The sequence below is a fragment of the Eubacterium sp. AF17-7 genome (assembly GCF_003461285.1).
In the GTDB taxonomy this organism is placed as follows: domain Bacteria; phylum Bacillota; class Clostridia; order Lachnospirales; family Lachnospiraceae; genus Eubacterium_U; species Eubacterium_U album.
Map to the genome: position 1 here is coordinate 1 of NZ_QTWU01000005.1, position 16,976 is coordinate 16,976.

Here is a 16,976-nt window from a genome sequence, read left to right on the forward strand (position 1 = left end):
CTCCATCACTTATCATAGAATGTCTATTTACAGACTTTATTTCACAGACTCATATATATTCGTATTAGTATATATTCGTATTAGTATATATTCATATCTATGCTTATTATTAATTCTAATTCATAAATCTTTTATTTGATTAATGCTCAGAAGCTTTAGGATTATTATCTGTAGCATTGTTTTCAGAAGTTATTTCTTTCTGTTTATTTTTATTACTATTTGTATTTATACTTTCATTTTTAATTTTAGAATTATTACTTTTGGCATTATCTTTTTTGCTCTTGCTGCCATTGCCGTTTATAGCTTCTTTCTTTATTAATGCAATTAATTTTTTCTTAAATATAAGAGCTAAAAGAATTAACAATGATACAAGTGAAATAAGTATTCCGTAAACAAATCCACTAGGTGTATATTTAAATGTAACGGAGTGTGTTCCCTGTGATACATAAACACCCATTAATGAGCCGGAACATATAGCAATAGGTTTTACTTTGTTCCCGTCAACATATACTGACCAACCTTTGTCATATGGGATTGAAGTGTAAAGTAATCCGCTTGATGCAGCAGTTACAGAACCTTCAATTTTAGTATCTTTAAATGATTCGATAGTGTATGGCTGAGAATTTAATAATTCATAATCAACAGCCCATGCATCACTGTCAAAAGCATAACCATAGCATTCGGAAATTGCAGAACCATCTCCGGCTGTAATTGTAATTGTGCTTCCTTTCTCAACGGTACCGATATGGCAGATATAATTCTGCTGAGTTGATGAGAAAGATTGTGATGTTGTAACACCATCAGGTGTAGTAATATTGGCATTTAAAGTTTCAGCAGATGTAGGACAGTAGAAATATACATCCAAACTTGACGGTGTGACAGTTGGAATATTATTATCTGTTCCGTCGCTTGGAGCAAATTCTGCAGTAAATGAAGCTGTACTGTCTGACTGAATTTTATGGAATATTGTACTGCCACCGCTAATAGCTGTAGTTACAAAACTGTTTTGAATTGTAAATGGGTCACTACCTGATAAATCCCATTCAGACATTGTACTTGAGTTAATTACAAATCCAAGAGGAAGACTCTTTTCATATTTATAAATATTAAGTGTTGTCTGATTATTTCCATCAGCCATATAACTTGCTGATGATAAAAGTGAACTCTCTGTTGGGAAAGAAGTATCACCGGTAGAGTATTCATATCTTAATGAGAATAAAGCTGCTGTAAGTGGAGTAATTCCATATGATGAATAAGCGTTAAATGATGTCTGTAATCCGATAGAAGTAAAGTAATCCTGAATAGCTGCGGATGATACAGATGAGAAAGTAGAAATACTATTGTATTTGAACAATGCTCCATCATTACGTGTTCTATGTGATAACTGTTCGCTTCTATAGAACTTAACTCCATCAGCGTCAGCATCTTTCTTTGCAGCTTCATTTAACTGCTTGAAGGCTTCGTTACTTTCAACATAAGCATCCCTGTTAGAAGTACTTGGAATACCTGTAATAGTAAAATTAAGTATCAATTCTATGAAAATAATAGATCCAATTAAATAGGAAATTATAAATGATTTGTTCTCATGATATTTATACAATGCAATAAGTACAACGTAAATAACAAGGAATAATAAACTTGTGTAAATTATTTTTGTAATGTCTGTTGTTATTACTAAATCACTGAAAAAGTCAGCATTCTTGAACAATTCTTCTAATACAAGAATTAATAAAGCAGAGCCTGCAAAAGTAGCGGCTAAATGTTTTCCATTTATTTCTCTTATATGTAAAAATGCTTCATATGCCATAGTTACAATAAGAAAAATGTAAATAAATGATTCTCTACATGGAAGGCTGTTTGGAAAATGGAATCCATGCCATATGTAGTTTGGAATATTAAAACTAAAGCTTAAAAGGAAAATTAAAGCTAAAGCTGTTTTGCCAATTCGCTCTTTGATATTAATTTTTTTGCAGATTACAAATAATGGAACCAAAATAAATACTATGATAGAACAGTAGATATTAGGGTCATGTGGATACTTTAAATCTGCAACCGGAATTGCAAATAACGATCTGAATAACATATATAATACTGAAAAATATTCTTCAAGTTTTTCAGGAAAACTTGAGTCAGCAGATTTTGTTGTTAAAAGGTTAAAATATTCAGGAAGAACAACGCATGCTGCAAGTCCACCTGCTAATAATGAATATAAAGCAAAATCTTTAATTGCAATAAGGTGAGATTTAACTTTATTTATTTCTTCATCAAAATTACGAACTAATGATAAGTAAATGAAGTATAAAACACTGTAAATACATAACATAATTGCTATATAGTAATTAGAAAAAATTGTTAAAGCAAGAGAAATGCAGTACATTTTACATTTTCCTTCATTAACAAGTCTTTCAAGTCCAAGCATAATAAATGGAAGAAGGAACATACAGTCAAGCCACATAATGTTCCAGCTAAAAGCTGCAAAATATGCTGATAAAGCATAAAGCATACTAAATATCACAACGCTTAAGTCTTTATTACCAAATCTTTTTGAAAGATAGTATGCAGCTGAAAAACCGGCAAGTCCCATTTTAGCAACAATAAAGAAACTTACTGCATCTGAAATTGTTCCCGGTAAAAATAAAACTAAGAGATTGAACGGACTTGCAAGATAGTAAGCCGCAAGAGCTACAAAGTTCATACCACCACCAATTTCCCAGGTATAAAGAAGGCTGCCACCGGAAGATAATTTTTCTTTTAAAATATCTAAGTAAGGTGCATACTGATGATAACAGTCACTACGAAGGTACATTTGGTCTCCAAAAGGATAGACATCCTTAAAGTAGTAAACAAATAACATTGAAATTACAGGCAAAATAAAAGCAAGCAAATATAACTTGTTTTCATAGAACCATTTTGAGATTGAAAAATTTTTCTTGTTCATTTTTATTCTCCTTAAACATCCTCAATTCATTATATATTAATGTAAACACGAACCGATATAAATATTAAGTCCGCTTTACTTAAAAATAAATAATTTACTTATTATGTAATTGATAATTACCGTTAAAATCATGGCAAATATCTTAGTACGATATATATTGAAAGCCGCAAGCTGTGCTATTAATAACATTACTTCAGTCATGATAAGGGTGGCAAATCTTGCACACACAAATTTATTAAAGGAATGTAAAACATCCTTAATATTATCAAAACCCATTTTAAAAACCCATCGTCTGTTAGTCGAGAATGAAAATATCACGGCACATAACCATGACAATGCATTTGAAAACATAACGTTCATTCCAAGAACAGACAAAAATGCATAAACGCAATAATCTATAATAGCTGTAAATACGCCAAAAAAGATGTATGATATCATTTCATAACTTAAAAGACCATATAGGAACTGCCTTATTTCAGGATTTTTTATATGGCACAAAATAGCCTTGCGGATAACAATAATTGAATCTTTTACTTTCATAATTTATTATCCTTTTTATTATCTTTTATCTGTAAAATCGGGTGATTGGTAAAAAGTAATAAAATCACCGTAATAACTAACAATGATAATCATTAAACACAAAGACCATTTTACTATAAAATGTAAAAAAAGGAAAGACAAAAAGCCTGACAATCAATTGACTGTCAGGCTTTTAAATTTTAATTAATTATTTATTGTTATTTTTTTCTAATTCCTGCATTTTCATAGCTCTTACTTTTAATGGTAAGCCAAATAAAGTAATGAATCCGTCAGCGTCATGATGGTCATATAAATCACCTGTTGTAAATGATGCAAGACTTTCATTATATAATGAATATGGAGAAGTTGTTCCTGCTTTAATAATGTTTCCTTTGTAAAGTTTGAATTTAACTTCACCTGTAACATATTCCTGAGTTGATTCAACAAATGCCTGAACTGCTTCACGAAGAGGAGTAAACCATTTTCCTTCGTATACAATCTGAGCTAACTTGTTGCCCATATCTTTCTTTGTTTCCATTGTAGCACGGTCAAGAACTAATTCTTCCAGTTGTCTGTGAGCTTCCATAAGAATTGTTCCACCTGGAGTTTCATAAACACCACGTGATTTCATACCAACTACACGGTTTTCAACAATATCAATGATTCCGATTCCGTGTTTTCCACCAAGACGGTTTAATTCACGAATGATATCAGAAACTTTCATCTGCTTTCCGTTAACTGATGTAGGAACACCCTTTTCAAATGTCATTGTAACATATTCAGGTTCATCAGGTGCCTTTTCAGGAGAAACACCTAAAACTAAAAGATGTTCATAGTTTGGCTCATTTGCAGGATCTTCTAATTCTAAGCCTTCATGGCTGATGTGCCATAAGTTTCTGTCACGGCTGTAACTTTGATCTGTACCAAATGGAAGGTCAATTCCATGAGCTTTACAATATTCAATTTCAGCTTCACGAGAATCCATTTTCCACTTATCATCTCTCCAAGGAGCAATAATCTTAATGTCAGGAGCTAAAGCTTTGATACTAAGCTCGAAACGAATCTGGTCATTACCTTTACCTGTAGCACCGTGGCAAATAGCAACAGCACCTTCTTTTCTTGCAATTTCAACTAATCTCTTTGCAATGCCCGGACGAGCCATTGAAGTACCTAATAAGTACTTGTTTTCATATACGGCGTCAGCCTGAACGCAAGGAACAATATAGTCATCGCAAAATTCATCTGTAATGTCTTCTATATATAATTTAGTAGCACCTGAATATTTGGCTCTTTCTTCAAGACCATCTAATTCTTCACCCTGTCCACAGTCTACACAACAGCAAACTACATCATAATTATAATTTTCTTTTAACCAAGGGATGATAGCAGTAGTATCAAGTCCACCTGAGTATGCTAAAACAACTTTCTCTTTCATGTGATTCCTCCATTAATATTTTTACTATCTGATACTATACAACAATGATGTATAAAATGCAAGATAAAATTAAAAATGAGCTGTTTTATGCAAAATTTAAAGAATATATTGCATAATATACATAAAAGATGTATACTGAACCACGGACAAAAGAAAGAGAAATTAATAAATTTATATCTTTAATAAGAAAAGATAGGATTACAGTAACCAATCTTTGACATATATAAAGGAAAGGATTAAAATAAAAGTTACGGCAATTAAATAGGTAATTATAGAATTTAGTTAGTTTTTTACCGAATAAATAGAGGAGGCTGTTATGATAAAAGTAGGAATCATAGGTGCTACAGGATATGCGGGAGTAGAAATAGTAAGATTGCTTCAGCAGCATAAAGATGCAGAGGTTGTATGGTATGGCTCAAGAAGCTATATAGATAAGAAATATGCAGACGTATTTGCGAATATGTTTGAGATAGTTGATGAAAAATGTCTGGATGACAATATAGAAGAGTTGGCAGATAAAGTAGATGTAATATTTACAGCAACACCACAGGGATTATGTTCATCATTAGTTAATGAAGAAATATTAAATAAGGTAAAGATTATAGATTTAAGTGCAGACTTCCGAATTAAGGATGTTGCTACTTATGAAAAATGGTACAAGATAGAACACAAAAGTCCTGAATTTATAGATGAAGCTGTTTATGGATTATGTGAAATAAATAGGGAAAAGACAAAGGAAGCAAGATTGATTGCAAATCCGGGATGTTACACTACATGTAGCATTTTGTCAATATATCCTATGGTAAAAGAAGGATTAATTGATCCAAAATCAATTATTATAGATGCTAAATCAGGAACGTCAGGAGCAGGAAGAGGAGCAAAAGTTCCAAACTTATTTTGCGAAGTAAATGAAAACATAAAAGCTTATGGTGTAGGAACACACAGACACACACCTGAAATAGAAGAGCAGTTAGGATATGCTGCAGGCGAAGAAGTGCTTATAAACTTCACACCACACTTAGTACCAATGCAGAGAGGAATATTAGTAACTGCATACGCAAATCTCAAAAAAGAAGTTACATATGAAGAAGTAAAAGCAGTTTACGATAAATATTATAAAAAAGAACAGTTTATAAGAGTATTAGAAAACGAAACACCACCTGAAACAAGATGGGTAGAAGGAAGCAATTATGTAGATGTAAGCTTCAAAATAGATGAAAGAACAGGACGAATCATAATGATGGGAGCCCTTGACAACCTCATAAAAGGAGCAGCAGGCCAGGCAGTCCAAAACATGAATATAATATTTGGATTACCGGAAAACGAAGGCTTACAACAAGTACCAATGTTCCCATAAGTACAACTTATCGCCATTCTACTAACCATACAAAACATATTGGGCAAGCTAGCTTGCAAACAATATGTTTTGTATGGTTAGAGAAGCACGGCGAAAGCCGTGTTGTACATCGGAACGAAGAGACGATGTGAAAAGAATGGCGAAAGCCGGGGAATCACAAATGTAAACACAGCGAGATGAAAGTTGCAAAGCAACTGGAATCGAGCTGAATATGGATAATCAAAAGGGCAAGCTAGCTTGCAAACAATATGTTTTGTATGGTTAGAGAAGCACGGCGAAAGCCGTGTTGCACATCGGAACGAAGAGACGATGTGAAAAGAATGGCGAAAGTCAGGGAATCACAAATGTAAACACAGCGAGATGGAATCTGCGAAGCAGATGTAAAATTTGGAGGCAATATAATGAAGAAAATAAAAGGCGGCGTAACAGCACCACAGGGCTTTTCAGCAATGGGCTTAAACGCAGGAATAAAAAAAGATAAAAAAGACATGGCAATGATATACAGTGTTGTACCTTGTACAGCAGCAGGAACATTTACAACAAATCAGGTAAAAGCAGCTCCCGTAAAATGGGATCAGAAAATGATATATGAAAACGAATTTTCACAGGCAGTTGTATGTAACAGCGGAGTAGCTAACGCATGCACAGGTGAAGAAGGCATGAAATACTGTGAAGAAATGGCACAGGAAACAGCAGCAATGCTTGGGATTAACAAGGAAAGCGTATTAGTTGCATCTACAGGTGTAATAGGAGCTCAGCTTCCTATGGATAAAATTGTAAACGGAATAGGAATGCTCGTACCTACATTAGATGCAAGTTTAGAAGGTGGACATTTGGCAGCGGAAGCAATAATGACAACAGATACAGTACCAAAAGAAGTAGCAGTTGAATTAATGATAGGTGGCAAGAAGGTTACAATTGGTGGTATGTGTAAAGGATCAGGAATGATTCATCCAAATATGTGTACAATGTTAGGATTTATTACAACCGATGTTAACATTTCAAAAGATTTATTATATGAAGCATTAAGTAATGATATAAAAGATACATTTAACATGATTTCTGTAGATGGAGATACATCCACAAATGATACAGTATTATTACTTGCAAATGGATTAGCAGAAAATAAAAAGATTACTGAAAAGAACAAAGACTATTATAAATTTGTAGAAGCATTACATGAAGTAACAGTAACTTTATCAAAGAAGATTGCAGGAGACGGTGAAGGGGCAACAGCTCTTTTAGAAGTAAAAATGATTAACTGCGAATCAAAAGAACAGGCAGTTACATTAGCGAAATCTGTAGTTACATCAAGTCTTGTAAAAGCAGCAATTTACGGACATGATGCAAACTGGGGAAGAATCTTATGTGCAATGGGATATTCAACAGCTAAATTTAATCCTGATAGTGTAGATATTTATTTTGAAAGCAAAGTTGGAAAATTAAAAATAGTTGAAAATGGTAGAGCAACAGATTACAGTGAAAAGATGGCTACAAAGATTTTGTCAGAGCCTGAAGTTACAACAATTGCTGATGTGAAAATGGGAGATTGTGAAGCAACAGCATGGGGATGTGATTTGACTCATGAATATGTATCAATTAATGCAGATTACAGAAGTTAAAAAAGCAATTAATAATAAAAAAAGGAATAGAGAAAGAAGGATAGGCAGGCCATGATTATGAAGGGATCAAAAGAACTTGAGATGGAAAAATGGATTGAAAAAGGAAATGTATTAATTGAAGCGTTACCTTATATTCAGAGATTTAGCAGAAAAATTATTGTTATTAAATACGGCGGAAGTGCTATGCTTGATGAAAACTTTATGCAGAGTGTAATACAGGATATTACTCTTTTGAAATTAGTAGGATTTAAGCCAATCATCGTTCATGGTGGAGGTAAAGCAATAAGCGGTTTTGTTAATAAGCTTGGAATGGAGCCAAAATTCATAAACGGATTAAGAGTAACAGATGAAGATACATTAGAAGTTGCGGAAATGGTCCTTAATAAAGTAAATAAACAACTTGTTCAGATTGTGGAACAGCTTGGCGTAAAAGCAATCGGAATAAGTGGTAAAGACGGTGGCATGCTTAATGTTAAAAAGAAATATTCACAGGGTGAAGATATTGGATATGTAGGAGAAGTAACAAAGGTAAATCCGGATATCCTTTTAGATTTGATAGAAAAGGATTTCCTTCCTATTGTATGTCCGATAGGATTGGATGAAGATTTCCACGGATATAATATTAATGCTGATGATGCTGCAAGTGCAATCGCAGAAGCAGTAAATGCAGAAAAATTGGCATTCCTTACAGATACAGAAGGTGTTTATATGGATAAGGATGATCCAAATACAGTTATTTCTGAAATGACAGTATCTGAAGCAAAAAATTTGATTGAGGATGGAACTATTCAGGGAGGAATGCTTCCTAAGATTAATAACTGTATAAATGCTATTAACAATGGCGTTTCACGAGTACATATTTTAGATGGAAGAATTCCACACTGCTTATTACTTGAAATATTTACAAATAAAGGTATCGGAACAGCTATTTTAGCAGATGACCAGGAAAAATTTGGGAATGAATAGAAAACAAAATGAAGAGAGTTTTTCTATAAATATTTCCTATAATTAGCCAACAATCAAAGGATGTGGCAATATATTTATACAAGGAGAAATGAAATGACAGCTCAGGAATATATGGATAAAGCAGAGCAATTTTTAGTACATACATACAACAGATTTAAAATTGTAATAGAAAAAGGCGACGGAGTATATTTGTATGATGTAAATGGAAAGAAATATTTGGACTTTGCAGCAGGAATTGCTGTATTTGCATTAGGATATAATAATAAAAAATATAATGATGCATTGAAAGCGCAGATTGACAAGGTAATACACACTTCTAATTTATATTACAATGTACCGGCAATTGAAGCAGCACAAAAAGTTGTTGAGGCAACAGGTCTTAAAAAAGTGTTTTTCACAAATAGCGGAACAGAGGCAATTGAAGGTGCTATAAAAATGGCTAAAAGATATGCGTATGATAGGGACGGTCATGCAAATCATGAAATTATAGCTATGAACCATTCTTTTCACGGAAGAACATTAGGAGCGTTGGCAGTTACAGGAAATGCACATTATCAGGAACCATTTGGACCTATGATTGATGGAATAAAATTTGCTGAGTACAACAATCTTGAAAGTGTTGAGTCATTAATAACTGATAAAACATGCGCGATTGTTTTAGAAACACTTCAGGGCGAAGGCGGAATATATCCTGCAGATGAAGAATTTATCAAAGGAATAAGAAAGCTTTGTGATGAAAATGATATAATAATGATTTGTGATGAAATTCAGTGTGGAATGGGACGAACAGGTAAAATGTTTGCTTATGAACATTATGGAATTAAACCGGATATCGTTACAGTAGCAAAAGCATTAGGTTGTGGTGTTCCTGTTGGAGCATTTGTTGCAGGAGAAAAAACATGTAATTCATTAGTACCGGGAGATCACGGAACTACATATGGTGGAAATCCATTAGCTACTGCAGCAGTTTCTACGGTATTTGATTTATTTAAAGAAGAAAAAATCGTAGAAAATGTAAATAAAGTTGCTCCATATTTGGAAGAAAAATTGGATGAAATAGTTAAAGATTTTGACAATGTAACTGCAAGAAGAGGAAAAGGATTTATGCAGGGACTTGTCCTTACAACACCTGTAGGAGAGACAGTTAATAAGGCTATTGAAAATGGTTTATTAGTAATTTCAGCCGGAAGCGATGTACTAAGAATGGTGCCACCGCTTACGATTACAAAAGAAAATGTTGATGAAATGATTGAAATATTAAGAAAGTCATTAGTATAAAAATTTCAAAACCTCACATAATACTTCAAGAGGGAGGAAAGTATTATGTGGGGTTTTATTATTGCATTAATTTCAGGAGCTCTAATGAGTATTCAGGGAGTTTTTAATACGAAAGTAACGGAAAGTTCAAGTATGTGGGTCGCAAACAGCTGGGTACAGTTTACAGCTTTAATTGTCTGCATAATTGCATGGTTTGTAACAGGCAGGGAAAGTATGACTGCAATATTTAATGTAGAACATAAATACATGCTTCTTGGTGGAACTATAGGGGCAGTAATTACATGGACAGTAATTAAAAGTATGGATAATCTTGGCCCGGCGCAGGCTGTACTGATAATTGTTATTTCCCAGATTGTTGTTGCATATCTGATAGAAGTTTTTGGAATATTTGGAGTGGAAAAGGTACCTTTTGAATGGAGTAAATTAGTGGGAGTTGTTTTAGCCGTTGTGGGTATATTTATATTTAAAAAATAAAGTGAGCATATAAAGTAGATTAATATTAAATAAAATCAATAAAATCAGGTATTTGGATATTGCGATTTGAAATTTTATTAGGTATTATTATTGTGTACGTTTAAGGGAAACTCCGTAAAAAGGAGGAAAAATGTACAGAATATTAAATAAATTAAGTTATTTTACAAAGAATGTAAGCATTGTAGTGTTGATGATATGTGCAGGTATTATTTTAACGGGATGCGATGATTCTAAGGAAATAATGATTAACGAAGAAACAATTGAAGAGAGTTATGAATATACAGAAAATAAAAATCATATTTATGTATATTTAAGTGGAGAAGTTGAAAGCCCGGGTGTTTATAAATTAGAAAATGAAGCAAGATTATATCAGGCAATAGAGTTAGCAGGGGGCATGACAAAAAATGCCCAGAAAGAATATTTAAATCTTGCAGAGACAGTATATGATGGACAACAGATTCATATATTGTCTAAGAAAGAATATAAGAAAAGTCAGGAGCAGGACACTGATATTGTGCAGAATACAGATAGTGATAATGCTTTGATAAATATTAATACAGCGACACCTGAAGAACTACAGAGTCTTTCAGGAGTAGGTGAAACAAGGGCTAAGGCTATAATAGAATACAGGGAGAAGAATGGAAAGTTTCAGACAATAGAAGACATAAAGAATGTGTCAGGAATTGGAGATTCTACTTTTGAAAATATACAAAATGATATAACTGTAAATTAGAAGAAGAGGTATAAATGAAGGTTTTAGTGGTAGATGATGAGAAATTAATTGTTAAAGGAATCAAATTTAGTCTTGAACAGGACGGAATGGATGTTGATTGTGCATATGATGGTGGAGAAGCTATAGAGAAAATCAGAGAGAATATATATGATATGGTTTTACTTGATTTAATGCTTCCGATATTTGACGGGTATGAAGTGTGCCAACAGGTGCGTGAATTTTCAGATGTTCCAATAATTATGCTTACGGCTAAAGGCGATGATATGGACAAAATATTAGGACTTGAATACGGTGCAGATGATTATATCACAAAACCTTTTAATATTTTAGAAGTTAAGGCCAGAATCAAAGCAATAAACCGAAGAAATACGAAGAAGGCACCTAAGGCTGTGGAAAAGCCAAAGGTTATTGTAAGTGGTGATATGAAGCTAGATTTAGAAGATAAGAGATTATTTATCGAAGGAAAAGAAATAAATGTAACGTCAAAAGAATTTGATTTGTTAGGACTTTTAGCGACAAATGTTGGAAAAGTTTACAGCAGAGATGAATTGTTAAGATTGGTATGGGGAACTCATTTCCCGGGAGATGCAAGAACAGTAGATGTTCATGTTAGAAGATTAAGAGAAAAAATAGAAAAAAATCCTGCCCAGCCACAGTACGTACATACAAAATGGGGAATGGGATACTTTTTCCAGGGTTAAATAAATGAAGAAGATAGTAGATAAATTTGTAAATGTTATTACAAGTATGAGATTTAAAGTATTTGTAATAACATTTATTGCGATTATAATACCGGTTATTGTATCGAATTTTTTAATTGGAAAGATGGCGGTCAATAACTATTCAGAACAAAGATTTGAAAAATTTAAAACACAAAATTATATACTTAGAAACTGTATATTAAGCGAAAATTATATGGACAACCAGGATTCTGAAATTGCTGAGGCAGAAATGTCGCAACTTGCTACAGGATTTGAAGGAAGAGTTGAAGTTATAAATAGTGACTATATTATAATAAAGGACACATATAATTCAGACGAAGGAAAAACAAATATTTCTTCAAGTGTTATAAAGGCAATGACAGGTGATGAAGTATATAATTATTATGAGGAGCAGGAATATGTTGAATATGTACTGCCCATAATGTCTACTGTTACAGATGTAAATGGTAACAGTCAGACTAAAATACTTGGAGCAATGTATACAAGATATTCAACAACAGCATTTAAGGAATTTTATTACACAATACTTAACTACATAGTTGTTATTGATTTACTCTTGGGAGTATTTGCATTGATAATGTCATGGATTTGTTCAAGAATATTAGTTAAGCCTATTAAGAGTATAGAAGAGTCTATTGAACGTATTTCAACCGGAAATTTGAAGGCGAATATTGAAGAAAAAGGTGAGACGGAAGTTAAAAACATAATCAGGGAATTTAACCAGATGGTTGAAATAATTGCTAAGCAGGATGAGTCAAGACAGCAATTTGTTTCAAATGTATCCCATGAATTAAAGACACCAATAACTTCAATGAAGGTTCTTGCGGATTCTTTAGTAGGTCAGGAAAATGTGCCGGAAGAATTGTATCAGGAATTTTTGACGGATATAGCAAAAGAAATTGACCGTGAAAATGATATAATAACAGATTTGCTTAATCTGGTAAGAATGGACAGTGGAAATGATAAACTTAATATTTCAACAGTAAATATCAATGAACTTGTTGAAAGCACTTTAAAGAGATTAAGACCTATAGCAGAAGTAAAAAATATTGAAGTTGTGCTTGAAAGTTTCAGACCTGTAATGGCAGATGTAGATGAAGTCAAATTTAACATGGTTGTAACTAATTTAGTTGAAAATGCCATTAAATATAATGTGACTGACGGATGGGTAAGAGTATCGCTAAATGCAGATCATCAGTATTTCTATCTCAAAGTTGCAGACTCAGGAATTGGAATCGAAGATGACCAGCAGGAGCATATTTTTGAAAGATTTTTCAGAGTTGATAAGGCAAGAGCAAGAGAAACAGGTGGCACAGGACTTGGTTTGTCAATAACTAAAAATATTATATTGCTTCATGAAGGTACAGTTAAAGTTCATAGTAAAGAGGGAGAAGGAACTACATTTACAGTTCGTATTCCATTAAAGTATATTGAACAATAAAGATTGAAACGTGGTGTTTAATAAAATGAACAGATATAAGAAAATAATATGCAGCATTCTTGTGTGTGTACTTATGGTTACAGCGGTAGGATGTGGAAAAACAAAAAATAGCAGCACAAAAAGATATGATGGGAATTATATTTTTTATGTTAGCCGGGACAAAGATAAACTTGAAAATGAACAATATAAAACAAAGAGTTCAGATACCTTAGAACAGGTAGATGAAATGATAAAGAAGTTAACCGGTAAAGCCATTCCTAAAAAAGTAATTGTAAACAGTTACAATCTTTTGGATGGAATTTTAACATTGGATTTTAGTGAGGAATATCTTGAAATCAGCAAGGATGAAGAAGTGTTAATAAGAGCAGCAGTAGTTCTTACTTTAACTCAGATTGAGTCTGTAGATTATGTTGCATTTACCGTTAATGACAGTGCGTTGACAAGAAGAGATGGAACTATTATAGGAAATATGCAGGCCACTGATTTTGTGGATAATTATGGTAGTGATAATAACATTGTATTTTCAACAAGATTTATTCTCTATTACGGAAATGAAGATAGTTCTAATTTAAAAGAATGTGATGTTATGGAAAATTATACAGGAGAAGAATCTAAAGAAGAATTTATTGTAAAGAGACTAATAGAAGGTCCGGATGAAAAGGAATACAATAGAATTTTTTCAAAAGATATAAAGTTAATCAGCGTTATGACTACTGATAATATCTGTTATGTAAATTTCAATTCAAATTTTCTGACAGAACAGATAGTTGGTTCTCCTGAACTTGCAATATATTCTATAGTAAATTCATTATCAGAACTTAACTATGTTCATAAAGTTCAGATAATGGTAAATGGAGATACAAATGTAAGTTTTAAAGGAGTGAAGTTAGACAACGCTTTCATTAGAAACTTAGATTATATTGAAAATGAAACAAAAGAAGGAGAATAGCTATTAAAAGACCAATATTAACAATAACATTGGCTTTTGTACTTGGAGAGGTGATAGCTATATATGCACAGGCAGCATTGTTATTTGTAACAGTGCTGCTTGTTTTGCTTTCATTTATTTTACTACTATTTAAAAACAGGGAGCAAAAGATTGAAAAGGTAATGTTAATGACATTAAGTTTATGCTTTATGGTTGTTGGATATTTGATTACTGAGGGAGAACTTTCTAAAAAGAAATCAATAGATGAGATGAATGGACAAACAATCGTTGTTAATGGAGAAATTTTACAGATAACAGACACAAAATATGGATTTAGATACAAAATAAAAACAACGATAGAGAATTTAGCAGAAAATAATAAAAGAAATTTGAAAAAAATAAAGGATGTAAATTTGATTTTTGAAACGAAAGAAGAGTTATCTGTATCTATCGGCAACAATGTTAAATGCAAAGGCATAATTAATAGATTTGACAAAGCACGAAACAAAGGAAATTTTGATTCAGACAAATACTATCAGTCTCTTGGAATGTATGGAGAAATAGCAAATTGCAGTGTAGAGATAACTTCTAATGAGACAAACCTTATAAAACAGAGATTATATGATTTGAAGAAAAGTTATACAAGGCAACTTAAAAAGATTTGCAATGATAATAACGTAGGTGTTTTTAAGATATGTAACCTGGAAAACGGAGGGATTATACAGGGAATTTTGCTTGGTAATAAGAATGATATTAATGACGATATTAAGTCACTATATCAAATGAATGGAATTTCACATATTTTGGCAATTTCCGGGTTACACATTTCATTAATCGGCTTGTTTGTGTATTCATTAATTAGAAAGAAACTTAAATTTATACCGGCAGCGTTTTTTTCAATTTCAATTATCTTGTTATTTTCAATGATGACCGGATTCGGGGTGGCGACAGTAAGGGCAACAATTATGTTTATAATGAATATTGCCGGCGAAGTTTTGGGACGAAAAAATGATAGGATAAATGCGATAGCGTTAGCATTTTTACTTATTGTATGCAGTAATCCGATGGTAATAATAAACAGTGGATTTCAAATGTCATTTGCGGCAATAATAGGAGCGAATTTTGTATGGAAAATAACAGAAAAATTTATGGATATAAAAGGAAAAAGGTGGAGTGCATTTGGATTTAGCTTGTGCATCACTATTGTTATGAACCCTATTATAGCCTGGAATTATTATCAGATACCAATGTATTCAGTACTACTAAATTTAATTATTGTTCCATTAATGGGAATCGTTATAGCGAGTGGATTTGTGGGACTATATTCTTCATATTTGTTTGTAATTATTGGAAAGATAACTATTTTGCCGGCGTGTCTAATTATAAAGTTGTATGGTTTGTTATGCACGATAGTAGAGCATATTCCATTTTATAATATGATATGTGGCAAACCCAATATATTTGTGGTTATAATTTATTATTGTACGATTGCAGGCATGTGCATAGGAATGAAAATATATCTAAAGAAAAGTGAGGATAAGGAGAGTAAAAAGATAATACCAAAAACAGGGCAAATTGTCGAAAGCAAAAAGAGTAAGAAAGCAAAAAAGAGAAAAATTTTCATTAAAAAAATTATATTTGTTTTTGGAAGTTTCATAATAATAACGATAAGTTTATTTGTGCATATATTTACGGGATTTGAAGTTAATTTTCTTGATGTAGGGCAGGGAGATGGAATTGCGATTCGGACACATGATGCTTTTATAACTGTTGACGGAGGAAGCAGTGATGTTAAAAATGTAGGGAAGTACAGAATAATTCCGTTTATTAAATACAAAGGAATAAGGGCGATTGATTATGCAATAATCAGCCATCTTGATAATGACCATGTAAGTGGGGTAAGAGAGCTTTTAGAACAGTCAGACAACGGAGGAATAAAGGTCAGAAATATAGTATTGCCAAAGCTTTTAAATAAAGACGATGAATATGTGGAGATGGAGAAATTAGCCCATGCAATGGGTGTAGAGGTGCTTTATTTGAAAAATGGTGATTCAATAGAGGCAGGGCCATTAAAAATTAAATGCATAAATCCAGATATTAAAAATCAAATGGATGACAAAAATGATAACAGCACTGTACTTGATGTAAAGTATAAAAATTTTTCAATGCTTTTAACAGGAGATATAAGCAGTGAGGTAGAAAATAATATTGAAAAAAATTTGGCACAAAAATATACAGTATTAAAGGTTCCACACCATGGGTCAAGGTTTTCTTCTTCAGAAAAGCTGTTAAGCAAGGTCAGTCCCAAATACAGCGTGATTTCATGCGGTGAGGGAAATAGCTATGGACATCCTCATATAGAAACCATAGATAGATTAAATATGCATAATACAGAAATATTGCGAACAGATTTAATTGGCGAGATTGACTTTAGGATGGAGTGATAGATTTTATGTGCAAAATGAAATCGAATGTTAAAAAGAGATTTGCTAAATATTATCAGTAATAATACGATAATCCAAAGTAAAATGAACCGACTATTTAGAAGAATTGTTTGTGAAGC

Annotated in this window: 13 protein-coding genes; 10 read left to right on the plus strand and 3 right to left on the minus strand. The window is 32.5% G+C overall.

Going from position 1 to position 16,976, the window contains the following annotated elements; translation table 11 throughout:
- Positions 1-139: 139 nt before the first annotated feature.
- From DWW96_RS06545 to DWW96_RS06555, 3 genes are all read right to left on the minus strand, one after another.
- Positions 140-2,938, minus strand: coding sequence for a YfhO family protein (locus DWW96_RS06545; RefSeq protein WP_117909861.1), 2,799 nt, complete (start codon positions 2,936-2,938; stop codon positions 140-142).
- Between the two features lie 75 nt (positions 2,939-3,013).
- Complete coding sequence (locus DWW96_RS06550) at positions 3,014-3,478, minus strand: GtrA family protein (RefSeq protein WP_117909862.1); 465 nt, start codon at positions 3,476-3,478, stop codon at positions 3,014-3,016.
- A gap of 187 nt (positions 3,479-3,665) precedes the next feature.
- Positions 3,666-4,892 (minus strand): argininosuccinate synthase, encoded by a 1,227-nt coding sequence (locus DWW96_RS06555; RefSeq protein ID WP_022089377.1) that lies wholly within the window; start codon positions 4,890-4,892, stop codon positions 3,666-3,668.
- Between the two features lie 316 nt (positions 4,893-5,208).
- Here DWW96_RS06555 and argC point away from each other — a divergent pair, with 316 nt between their 5' ends.
- The 10 genes from argC (at position 5,209) to DWW96_RS06605 (ending at position 16,857) form a co-directional block, all read left to right on the plus strand.
- Positions 5,209-6,249 (plus strand): N-acetyl-gamma-glutamyl-phosphate reductase, encoded by a 1,041-nt coding sequence (argC, locus tag DWW96_RS06560; RefSeq protein ID WP_117909863.1) that lies wholly within the window; start codon positions 5,209-5,211, stop codon positions 6,247-6,249.
- A gap of 401 nt (positions 6,250-6,650) precedes the next feature.
- Positions 6,651-7,871: a bifunctional glutamate N-acetyltransferase/amino-acid acetyltransferase ArgJ gene (argJ, locus tag DWW96_RS06565; RefSeq protein WP_022089375.1), complete on the plus strand. Its 1,221-nt coding sequence runs from the start codon at positions 6,651-6,653 to the stop codon at positions 7,869-7,871.
- Positions 7,872-7,922: 51 nt separating this feature from the next.
- A complete protein-coding gene (gene argB / locus DWW96_RS06570; protein WP_117909864.1) occupies positions 7,923-8,837 on the plus strand; it encodes an acetylglutamate kinase in 915 nt (304 codons plus the stop codon).
- Between the two features lie 93 nt (positions 8,838-8,930).
- Positions 8,931-10,115: an aspartate aminotransferase family protein gene (locus tag DWW96_RS06575; protein ID WP_022089373.1), complete on the plus strand. Its 1,185-nt coding sequence runs from the start codon at positions 8,931-8,933 to the stop codon at positions 10,113-10,115.
- Between the two features lie 45 nt (positions 10,116-10,160).
- Positions 10,161-10,589: a DMT family transporter gene (locus DWW96_RS06580; RefSeq protein WP_022089372.1), complete on the plus strand. Its 429-nt coding sequence runs from the start codon at positions 10,161-10,163 to the stop codon at positions 10,587-10,589.
- Between the two features lie 130 nt (positions 10,590-10,719).
- A complete protein-coding gene (locus DWW96_RS06585) occupies positions 10,720-11,322 on the plus strand; it encodes a helix-hairpin-helix domain-containing protein (RefSeq protein ID WP_022089371.1) in 603 nt (200 codons plus the stop codon).
- 14 nt (positions 11,323-11,336) lie between these two features.
- The gene (locus DWW96_RS06590) at positions 11,337-12,023 is read left to right on the plus strand and encodes a response regulator transcription factor (RefSeq protein WP_117909865.1); all 687 of its coding nucleotides are present in this window, start codon (positions 11,337-11,339) and stop codon (positions 12,021-12,023) included.
- A gap of 4 nt (positions 12,024-12,027) precedes the next feature.
- On the plus strand, positions 12,028-13,485 hold the full coding sequence (locus DWW96_RS06595) for a HAMP domain-containing sensor histidine kinase (protein WP_243003033.1): 1,458 nt from the start codon (positions 12,028-12,030) through the stop codon (positions 13,483-13,485).
- Positions 13,486-13,510: 25 nt separating this feature from the next.
- Positions 13,511-14,434, plus strand: a complete 924-nt coding sequence (locus DWW96_RS06600) for a GerMN domain-containing protein (protein WP_117909866.1) — start codon at positions 13,511-13,513, stop codon at positions 14,432-14,434.
- A 29-nt stretch (positions 14,435-14,463) separates the two neighbouring features.
- Positions 14,464-16,857, plus strand: coding sequence for a DNA internalization-related competence protein ComEC/Rec2 (locus DWW96_RS06605; protein WP_158562658.1), 2,394 nt, complete (start codon positions 14,464-14,466; stop codon positions 16,855-16,857).
- Positions 16,858-16,976 lie beyond the last annotated feature (119 nt).